The sequence below is a fragment of the Belnapia mucosa genome (assembly GCF_016775475.1).
Classification (GTDB): domain Bacteria; phylum Pseudomonadota; class Alphaproteobacteria; order Acetobacterales; family Acetobacteraceae; genus Belnapia; species Belnapia mucosa.
In genome coordinates this window covers 95609-104866 of the sequence record NZ_JAEUXJ010000016.1, presented here as the reverse complement: position 1 = coordinate 104866, position 9258 = coordinate 95609, and the positions used below count along the sequence as shown (strand labels likewise).

Here is a 9258-nt window from a genome sequence, read left to right as displayed (position 1 = left end):
CCTTCCTCCGGTGGGCCTCCGTTCGCCGTATGCTCCGAAGGCTGTGTCAGAACACCACATGATCCCGGATGGACTCTTAGCGACGCCCCAAGCGAACTTAGGATTCGAACCGTTTGAGTGTCCTCAAAAACGCAGGGTGGAGTATTGCCTTCGAAGGGCTGCTCTCTAGGCTACGAGACCGTCGCTGTGCCAGCGCCGGAAGCTCGACCTGGAGCCTGTCCCACTGCCGGTATGCGAGGAGCTGCCGCGGATTAGCAGATAGCACCTCCTAATACCGGCAGTTGGTATAGAGCCCTGTCGTAATACAGCGCACCTGGTTCCCGCCTGTGCCAGTCAAGGGCAGGACGGGCGGGGGCGTGTAGATATATTGGGGTTGCTGAACGATGCCCATCGGGCCAGGATAGAGCATGGGCTGCATCATTCCCGGCGACGGGGCGGCTTCAACGGATTGCTGGGCTGCCGCCTGGTCTTGGCGCGTCCGGGCCAGTTGGGCGAAGGACGAGGAGATCTTGCAGGCGTCGTAGTCCAGATTCATGCAGGCGACGATGTAATGCTTTTCGGTCTCGGACATCGGTGTTGATGGCGGGCTTGAGCAGGCGCCCAGCGGGGCGAGCAGCAGAAGCAGAGCCAGGCGAGGCATGGCATATCCCTTTGTTATCGGGTCGATCCAATATCATCAGGGACTGCCTGCCTGGAAGCTTGGAGATCCCCGCCGTTAAGAAGCCGTTGCCTGCCAGTCGTCGAGGAAGACATAGACCGCCTCGGGGCGGCTCATGGCGGCGGTCTTGGAGGCGACGCAGAACGGGCGGGGCGACGTATCGGCAGGGCGGGAGAGGAACGAAACCCTCCCATCGGCGTCGACTCCCCTCGGGCCTCTAGGCACCGATTTGACCGCCCCAGTAGACCGTCCAGACGTGCGCTGGAGGCTGCCAGGCGGGGTGCCGCTAGGGGCTTCCCGGCGAGGTCTGGGAAGCCGTGGCGATGGCTCCTAGTGGCAGAGAGATGGCTGTCCGCGGTAGCGTCCTCCGCTGGTCGCATTACGTCTGGGCGCGCCCCTCAGGCCGGCTGGGCGGCGCGGTTGGTGATGATAGGAGCGGGATTTTCCTGACCGCCTAATCCCAAGCGAACGTCGCGTTGTCGTTCGCTTCGACGGCCCCGCATTCGAGCTTGGCGACCGCAGCAAGGGCCATACGAAGCGACGGGAATACGCCGACCGTCTCAAAGGTCGCCGAGGAGAACAACGCGATCCCCGCGACGGTCCACGTCAATTGCCATGCTGGGAGTCTGCGCTGTCCCGGGTAGTCAGCCCCAGGCCCTACGGCTCCATCGTCTGCCACGACCGCCTCCGCGCCCCAGTCCGTGCCCAGAGCGGCACAGAACGCGGCGGCCTCGGCGCGCTCTGCCCGAGTGAAAACGAAGGGACCTATTCCGGGCGCGAACGGCGTCTCAGCGACCATGGCCGGAGCTTCCATATAACCTGTGGTTGAAATCGCAGGCTAACGGCTTCTCACGGTTTCGCGAAGAATCGACGGCATTTCGAGACACTGAGGATCGTCAGGCGGCATCTTGGCTTGCGGTTCGGTCGTCTCTGAGGATTCGAAAGACCGACGCGACACCGATCCCGAGGCGCCGTGCGATCTCCGCGCCACTCACTCCTTGGCCGTGGAGCGCAAGCACCTGGGCGGCCTTGGCGCGGGCTGTAGGCGCCCGGCCGGCATACTTCCCGGCTGCCTTGGCCGCCGCGATGCCCTCGCGCTGACGCTCCAGCATGAGCGCTCGCTCGAACTCCGCGACGGCGCCCAGCATGGTCAGCATGAGACGCCCGGTCGGGGTCCGTGTGTCGACCTCCGCGCCGCCCATGGACAGGACGCGCAGGGCAACGCCCTTGGCCTCCAGACGGCTTATGATGGCGAGCATATCGGCGACCGAGCGCGCTAGCCGGTCAGGCTTGGTAACGACCAGCGTATCGCCCGACCGAGCAAAGGCGTGCGCGTCGTCGAACTGGGCGCGCGGGCCGACCGAGGACACCTGCTCCGCGAAGATGCGCTCGCACCCAACGGCCGCGAGGTCGCGCGTCTGCGCCTCAAGGCCGGCTTCCTGCTCCGCTGTGGAGGTCCTCGCGTATCCGATCAGCATGATCCGTCCGATCACTAGGGTCTAGAACTCCAGGACCGTAACGGATCAAAATCTGAAGTGCAACCCTAGTGATCCACTTTCAGTAGCCCGGGCGATACGATCACTAAGCCAAGCTCGTGTGAAATCAGGATGAAGCGTCTTACCTTGAATCCAGTTTAATCGGTAATTTACGGTGAGTTGGACGCCGACCTGAGTCACGCAATTGCTATCAAACATAGCCGTTGGAGGACGCAATGCCGCTCACTGGGTTCGAGGTTATGAAAGGAATCAAGCAAATCGCCGACTACGGCGGCAAGCTCGGGGGTGCTGCTTTGAAAGGCGGCGCCGCGATACCGGCGCTGGCGGTTACTTTGACAATGGAGTTGAAAGAGTATGTAGATGGCAAGGTCAAAGCAGAGGTTGAAAGAATAAGAAAAAAGGAACAATGTAATCACATTACTTACATAGATGGTAGCGGACCTCCGACTACAGATATGCGTAATCACGTTTTTAAATTCGGAGGCACGGCTTGGTATACAAACTCATTGAGATCACTTTATTTGTATCACACGCAAGACGATTTCTTGCCCACAGATTTCGTTCAAATATATCGCAGAAACTCTGCCGGAGAGGTGGTCAAATTTGTGCCTGAAAAAGACGCGAGACCATCGATTTGTTTAAAATGCAAGCAAGAAGCTGACTTGGCGGCGGCGCGTTCTGGACGCTGATCAGGTAAGTTACCGCATGCGGTAAGGTCGGCGCCGCAGTGTTGAGGAATTACTGGCGTTAATTCTGCGTGGTGAGCGCCACTACGTTGACTGCCAGTATATTTCCTCAGCGTTCGCATGAGGCAAGCCCTAACGAGAACGGTGGGACAGTGGAGCGGTCCAGGAACTGGCTGGACCTTGCGATACCGACAAGATTACGTAAGTCCTTCGAAACAAGCAGGACGCCTATGCGCGCTCTCACCCTTATTCTCTTCCTGGCGCTTGCCGCCTGCGCCACGCCCGCCGAGCGGACGACGGTGCCAGGCACTGAGCTTCCCACCGCGAACTTCCAGCGGTGCGAACACTGGGATCAGGCAATGCGCTGCCGCCAATGGGTGACAGGGAGCGGCCGGTGCATGAACCCCGACATCGCCAATGTGGACCGACCCGTGCTGCCCTGCGCCGAGCTTCGGGCCGCTGGCATCCCCTACCGCGCCGCCACGCATCCTGGGGGCTGACAACGCTCGTGGTCAGCACGCCTTCGCTGCCTATGAGCACTGAGCCAACACGATTTTGCTGCATTGGTCGCCGCGCTGAAGCTGAGCAAGCTCGCCAATCCGCGCCCCGGTGAAGCACCGCAACCACGGTAACCAGCCCGACCCACCAACAGCCGAATTGAGAAGACGGGTGCCAGGGGGTCGAAAAAGACGGCTTCGCCAACTCCGCTAAAGCCTTGTTGTTGGTTGTCAGTTGGACCAGCGAGATTTGAAACGCGACCCCCGGGGGAGTGTTCTCGCGCCGCAGCGGAAGCCGGGGCAGTTTTGGGTCCTTCTGCGGGTCCGTGCTGATCCTGGGGACCGGCCAGTCAGGAGCGCCGCTTACCTTCTGGGAGCGTTATGTTACGGTAGGAGTGCGTCTGCCGTAGAGGATCCCGTGCGCCTCGTCGTCGTCCTGACAACCGCTCTGCTGCTCTCTGCCTGCTCCCACCGTCTCACCATCCAGGCCCGCGACGGCTCTGGCGGGACCGGCACGGCCTCCCGCGGGGCAGGGTCCGGTTCAATAGAGGTGTCCCTCAACGGCCGGCGATACGAGGGCCGCTGGACTGCCGCCACGGAAGGGAGCGTGGGCTTCGGGACGTTGCTGGCAGGGCGAAGGGCGGTCTCTGGGACCGTCATCTCGACCGGAGGGTCAAGTGGTTTGGCGCTCCTGCGGTCTACGGACGGCGGCACGTTGCGCTGCGAGTTCGTCTACTCAGGGATGAGCGGAGCGGGTTACGGTGTCTGCGAGGACGGCGAGGGAAAGCGATACGACCTTATGATTGGATAGAAACAACGGCGCTGGCCATAAATGGCGCATTTCGCGCCGCGGGAGTTCGCGATGACGGATAAAGCTCCCTCCGCCCACCTTGATATGCCCGGGGTCGCGCTAGAGCGTTTCTTACGCACCGTGGCCACAGACCCTTACGCCGAGGCGACGGAGCTTTCCGCGGCCGCCCTGCGGCTGATTATCCGGGACTATAGAGACCAAGCCCGGGAACTGCTCGGGAAAGAGAAGCAGCATTGCGTGTACGTCCATCGAGACCCGGGCACATGCTAGGTGCTTTACGTTGGCAGGACAGGCAGCCTGACCCGAGGCACTAATTTTTCTAGCCGTTCAGGGTCTCACGGTGCCCGAATGCGAACCATTCGAGCTGCTGGCTGGAAGATGGATGAGATTGTCCAAAAGGTAGCGGACGGCCTGAGCTACGAACAGGCGAAGCGATTTGAGAAGCGCCTAATCCGAGCACTTCGTCCACGCTTCAACACCATTGGTAACCCCGATTTCGGCAACTGGACCAAAACATAAGCGCTTTCGGCAGAAACTCCGCCGTCAAAACGCGCTTCGTTTCCGCTTTAGTCGCCGCCCTGCTCCTAGCTGGCCGCTCCCATCGCCTTTCCGTCCAAGCCAAAGACGGTCCTGGCGGGATTGGCACGGTTTCCCGTAGGGCAATCTCTGGATCAGTCGAGGTGACCCTCAGCAGGCGGCGGCATGAAGGGCGCTGGAAAGCCCGGACTGATGGCAGCGTAAGCGTTGGGCCATTGCTGGCGTTGCGTGAGGCGCTTTCCGGGAGCAGCGTATCGGCCGGCGGCTGCCGCGGAGTGGCTCTGCTACGCTCTCCAGATGGCGGCGTCCGGCGCGGCGAGTTCACTTGCTCTGGGATGGGCGGGGCCGCCTAAGGGGCCTACGAGGAAGCCATAGGCAAGTTCTATGACCTGCTGATCGGGTGAGCAGACTACTCGCAGTCTTCGGCCAACGCTGCGAGGCTAACCGCCGCTAGTTAGTTGAAATGATCCCGGCAGCCGCGTTACGTCCACGAGTGACCCGCGCAGGCAATACGAAAAGAATCTCTGCAAAAGCGGTGGCAAAGTCCAAAGCTAGACGCGCCGACGCCTGCGTATGATGCGGGTCGTTTAAGTCCGCATGCCTGGGGTCGTTGGCATCAAGACGGACTTGGTGTGCCCAGTCGGCCATGTCAGGAGTAATACGACCCTCGGTCTTCGCTCGTTCGATCCTAGAGTATAAACTTCCCGCTGTCAGTCCTATCGACTTGAGCATTGCATCTACCGACGAGGCGGCCAACATTACAGATCCATCTGGCGCATGAAGAGAGTCTCGCGCCTGGGTTAGATAATTTCGCGCGCGCTCCGGTATTTCATCATCGAAGCGTTGTTGGTCGGGATATACGTGCTCAATCGACGCCGCCCCGACTTCTATTTCTCTAAGAAGGACTACGGAATGATCTGCTTGGCGCTTGGGCGTGCGAGCGATCACGCTTCCACCACAACGACCACAGGCGTAAGCCGCCCAGCCGTATACGTGGTTGGAGAGGCCATCCCTTGTCAGCCACGGATTGCCTGCTCGCATCATTGACGGACGGGCTATGCCGCAAAAAGGGCATCGGTCGAAGTCGAGGTGAGTGGAGGTCTTAGCCATAGCCAAAGATAGATTCAAACTGCTGCTAGAACCACCCGAGATTGGAAACTCGGAGACCGTGACGGAGGGCGCCTGCTCAAATTGCTTCCGGACTCAGCACCATCACCAAACGTGGTTCACCGCTTCCTTGCGTCTGCGGTTGCATTGCTACGGATAGGTGCTACAAAGCAAATACCAGGACGCTTGCTAAGATATTGATTTGGCTGCACAAGATTGTTGCCAGGGAGAGTTCAATCCTCTCTGGTAGCACCAGCCTACTGCGTTGATCGTGCGGGAGATTCGGTCAGTCAATCACTTGGTAAGCCGCACCTGATACAGAGGGGTGGTTCAAAGTGGTGTTGATGATGGCTCGTCCGCAACGCCACGGCGTAACCGGCTGCCCTGGCTAACCAGAACCTCCGCCTGCCAGAGCTTTGCAACAATCTCCTCAGGCGTGTGCGTCTTCCGCCTCGGTATCCCCGAACCTCCCCTCGCTGCCGCCGGACTACATTGCCGGCGGACCGTTTCGAGGAGGACGGGTCAGCGCGCATGGAGAAGTAGGCGCGCATATCGAAATCCGATTTTGAGCGGCATTCGGTGCGCGCAAAGGAATATCGGCTGGAGGCAAAGCGAAACCTCCGGTGGCGCAACTAACGGACCGGCTATGTGTTCTACCGGCACTGTACGAACGGGAGAAACCATATGAGCCGCGGCTTTCCATCCATGACGGCCCTGCTGGGTGTACTTGCAGTTGCGGGATACCAGCACCGCGACAAGCTTGCGGAGCTACTCGGAGGAGTTACCGGCGGTACTGCTCGCGGTCCCGGCACGGCGAACCCGCCACCAGCCGAGGGCAAAGGGTTCGGTGAATCGTCGAACGACGGCAGCATCGGGGCCATTGTGACGGACGGGATTCGCAATCTCGTTGACCGCTTTCGCCAAGCCGGACACGGTGAGGTGGCGGATTCCTGGGTGGCCCACGGACCCAACCGCGAGGTAGCCCCGCAGCACCTTGAGAGCGCGATTGGCTCTGACACGCTGGACGCGCTGACGAAGCAGACCGGCCTGTCCCGCGAGGAGATTATCACCCGCCTCACTCGCCAACTGCCCAACGCGGTCGATAAGTACACGCCCGAGGGTCGGCTTCCGGCTTAGGGCGGCGGGGACTGGCCGCACAGGTCGGTGGGCTTCGGGGTCAGCGAGGAACGCCCCTGCCCGCCGCCCAGCCCCCGGGATAGTCTGCCGGGGGCCACGGGGATTCTGCGTTTGCGCATCGGAAGAAGTAGGCTTGCGTATCCGCGGCCTGTTGTTGCACCGGTCCGTGATGCTTTCCGCTCTGCGGTCCCACTTACCCCTCGTCTAGGGGAGCCTTAAACTTCCTCATCGATGCGGTTCTGTTCGATGGCCTGAAGGGGCGTCAGGCCGGCGTCGAAGTACTTCCGCCATAACTCCGCATCGATGTCGAAGGTCACGACGGCCTCGATTTCGGCGATCCAGGCCTGGAAGTCCATGTGCTTGCTCCGGTGCCTCACCGAGTGGCTGCCGTAGCCACCTTACCGCATCGGCGATTATAGGAACGCTTCTCAAAGGTCTGCAAAGGGTCGGCGGGGCGGTCCAAGCCAAGGTGCAAAGCGACAAGCGCACACCGATAGTGCAGCACCAGCCCGCTGCTCCATTCAGTTCGGTATACCATCGCGCATTGCCCGCTTGTCAGGGATAAGCCATCCCGTCCGGCATGCCTGTCCTGCCGCGCCCCGCCCGGGTCCTCCTCCCGGTTCTCGCCCTTGCTGCCCTCCCAGGCTGCACCTCCCTCCTCTCGGAAGGCACCAGCGCCGGCGCGGGCCTTGCCGGCGCCGGGCTCGCCAATGCGGTGGGCGCCGATGCGGCCACCACCACTGGCATCGGCCTCGGCGTCCAGGCCGGGGCGAGGGCCGGGCTGCAATATGCCCAGCGCCGGATCCACGCCAACACCCAGTCCAGCGTCGCCACCGCCGCCGGTCCGCTGCCGGTCGGCGGCATTGCCCGCTGGTCCATCCGCCACCGCATCCCGATCGAACCGAACGAGGCCGGCGAGGTCACCGTCGCCCGGCTCATCGGCGCCGGCACCCTTGCCTGCAAGGAGATCGTCTTCTCGGTGGAGGGCCCGTCTCCCGATCCGGGCGTCACGCCCCGCCGCGCCTTCTACACCGCCACCATCTGCCGCGACGGGGATCGCTGGCGCTGGGCCACCGCCGAACCGGCGACGGAGCGCTGGGGCGCCCTGCAATGAGGCGCGTGCTGCTGCCGCTGGCCCTCGCGCTGCTGCTCGGCGGCTGCAACCTGGCGGCGGATGTGGCGGGCGCCTTCGCCGGCGGTGGCGCGGCGCTGGCCAGCGGCAACCCGGCGGTCGGATTCGGCATCGGCATCGGCGTGCGGGCGGCGACCTCGGCCGGCATCCGCTGGGTGGTCCGCAGCCGCCACACCGCCGAGCAGGACGAGATCGCCGCCGTCATCGGCAGCCTCGCCCCGGGCGAGAGCCGCGCCTGGGAGATCCGGCACAGCATCCCGATCGGCAATGAACGCGGCGAGGTGCGGCTGGTCCGCATCCTCGACAATGCCCTCGCCCCCTGCCGGGAAGCGCTGTTCTCGGTGGAGGAGGGCGACAAGCCGGACTCGACGCGGCAGTGGTTCCTCACCACCGCCTGCTGGCAGGAAAGCCGGTGGAAATGGGCGGCAGCGGAACCCGCCACCGCCCGTTGGGGAAGCCTCCAGTAAGGCTTAAGCCGGCGTCAGCACCAGGCCGGCGGCGTTGATCGTCACCGTCCCGGCGCCCGTCACAGCGGCCGCGCTCGCCAGCGGCGACCAGGTCAGCGGGTTGCCGCCGCTCGCCGCGTCGAACAGGCCGACATGGGTCAGCGTCCCTGCCGCCGCAGTGAAGGTGAAGCGGATGGCGTCCGTGTTCTGCTGCGCGCCGGTGCCGCTGAAGGTCACCTTCTGCCGGGCATAGCCATTGCCGATCGGCTCGCCGGTCAGCCCCGTAGCATCGGCGCCGCCGGTGCCGAGGCCGAGATAGACCTGGGCGGGCAGGGCCGGCGCCCGGGCACAGAGGACGCGGCCGAGCAGGTTCTTCGCATAATCGGTCAGGTCGGGCATGGCTCTCTCCTGGGTCAGGGGGAAGGGGTCAGCAATCCGCCGCGTCGGCGAACCAGACGGTGCCGTCGGCGGCCGGCTGGCTGCGCGCGGCGGCGTAGAGCGCGGCGCTGGTCACCGCATGCAGCGAGGCGAGGCCGAGCTCCTCCGCGCCGAGTCGATAGGGAATGCTGGGCAGCGGCGCCTTGCCGGCCTGCCGCGCCTCCTGGTCCGGATAGCCGCAGAGCCGGAACTCCACGATGCCGGCGGTGAAGTCGGTCTGGCTGCCGGCCAGGCGCCAGTAGGTGGCGACCAGGCCGGTATTGGCGATCTCGATGGGCTTGATGAAGGCCATGGGATGCTCCGTCAGGGAAGT

General features: G+C 63.2%; 11 protein-coding genes. 4 read left to right on the top strand and 7 right to left on the bottom strand.

Going from position 1 to position 9258, the window contains the following annotated elements; translation table 11 throughout:
• Positions 1 to 268: 268 nt before the first annotated feature.
• From JMJ55_RS25155 to JMJ55_RS25145, 3 genes are all read right to left on the bottom strand, one after another.
• On the bottom strand, positions 269 to 640 hold the full coding sequence (locus JMJ55_RS25155) for a hypothetical protein (protein ID WP_202828367.1): 372 nt from the start codon (positions 638 to 640) through the stop codon (positions 269 to 271).
• A gap of 472 nt (positions 641 to 1112) precedes the next feature.
• Complete coding sequence (locus tag JMJ55_RS25150) at positions 1113 to 1457, bottom strand: hypothetical protein (protein WP_202828366.1); 345 nt, start codon at positions 1455 to 1457, stop codon at positions 1113 to 1115.
• Positions 1458 to 1554: 97 nt separating this feature from the next.
• Complete coding sequence (locus tag JMJ55_RS25145) at positions 1555 to 2136, bottom strand: recombinase family protein (protein ID WP_202828365.1); 582 nt, start codon at positions 2134 to 2136, stop codon at positions 1555 to 1557.
• 233 nt (positions 2137 to 2369) lie between these two features.
• Here JMJ55_RS25145 and JMJ55_RS25140 point away from each other — a divergent pair, with 233 nt between their 5' ends.
• On the top strand, positions 2370 to 2843 hold the full coding sequence (locus JMJ55_RS25140; RefSeq protein WP_202828364.1) for a hypothetical protein: 474 nt from the start codon (positions 2370 to 2372) through the stop codon (positions 2841 to 2843).
• Between the two features lie 2292 nt (positions 2844 to 5135).
• Here the strand turns inward: JMJ55_RS25140 and JMJ55_RS31730 are convergent.
• Complete coding sequence (locus JMJ55_RS31730) at positions 5136 to 5633, bottom strand: DUF4145 domain-containing protein (RefSeq protein WP_202828363.1); 498 nt, start codon at positions 5631 to 5633, stop codon at positions 5136 to 5138.
• An 843-nt stretch (positions 5634 to 6476) separates the two neighbouring features.
• Between JMJ55_RS31730 and JMJ55_RS25130 the strand changes: the two genes are divergently transcribed.
• Positions 6477 to 6929, top strand: a complete 453-nt coding sequence (locus tag JMJ55_RS25130; protein WP_202828362.1) for a YidB family protein — start codon at positions 6477 to 6479, stop codon at positions 6927 to 6929.
• A gap of 215 nt (positions 6930 to 7144) precedes the next feature.
• Here JMJ55_RS25130 and JMJ55_RS25125 read toward each other — a convergent pair whose 3' ends face one another.
• Complete coding sequence (locus JMJ55_RS25125; protein ID WP_202828361.1) at positions 7145 to 7285, bottom strand: hypothetical protein; 141 nt, start codon at positions 7283 to 7285, stop codon at positions 7145 to 7147.
• A 224-nt stretch (positions 7286 to 7509) separates the two neighbouring features.
• On the opposite strand from JMJ55_RS25125, the gene JMJ55_RS25120 reads away from it, so the two are divergent.
• Together JMJ55_RS25120 and JMJ55_RS25115 are read left to right on the top strand one after the other, a co-directional pair.
• Positions 7510 to 8043, top strand: coding sequence for a hypothetical protein (locus JMJ55_RS25120; RefSeq protein ID WP_202828360.1), 534 nt, complete (start codon positions 7510 to 7512; stop codon positions 8041 to 8043).
• Positions 8040 to 8528 (top strand): hypothetical protein, encoded by a 489-nt coding sequence (locus JMJ55_RS25115; RefSeq protein WP_202828359.1) that lies wholly within the window; start codon positions 8040 to 8042, stop codon positions 8526 to 8528. The genes JMJ55_RS25120 and JMJ55_RS25115 overlap by 4 nt, the downstream gene beginning before the upstream one ends.
• A gap of 3 nt (positions 8529 to 8531) precedes the next feature.
• Here JMJ55_RS25115 and JMJ55_RS25110 read toward each other — a convergent pair whose 3' ends face one another.
• Positions 8532 to 8906 (bottom strand): phage tail fiber protein, encoded by a 375-nt coding sequence (locus JMJ55_RS25110; RefSeq protein ID WP_202828358.1) that lies wholly within the window; start codon positions 8904 to 8906, stop codon positions 8532 to 8534.
• Between the two features lie 28 nt (positions 8907 to 8934).
• Positions 8935 to 9237 (bottom strand): hypothetical protein, encoded by a 303-nt coding sequence (locus tag JMJ55_RS25105; protein WP_202828357.1) that lies wholly within the window; start codon positions 9235 to 9237, stop codon positions 8935 to 8937.
• Positions 9238 to 9258: the final 21 nt, after the last annotated feature.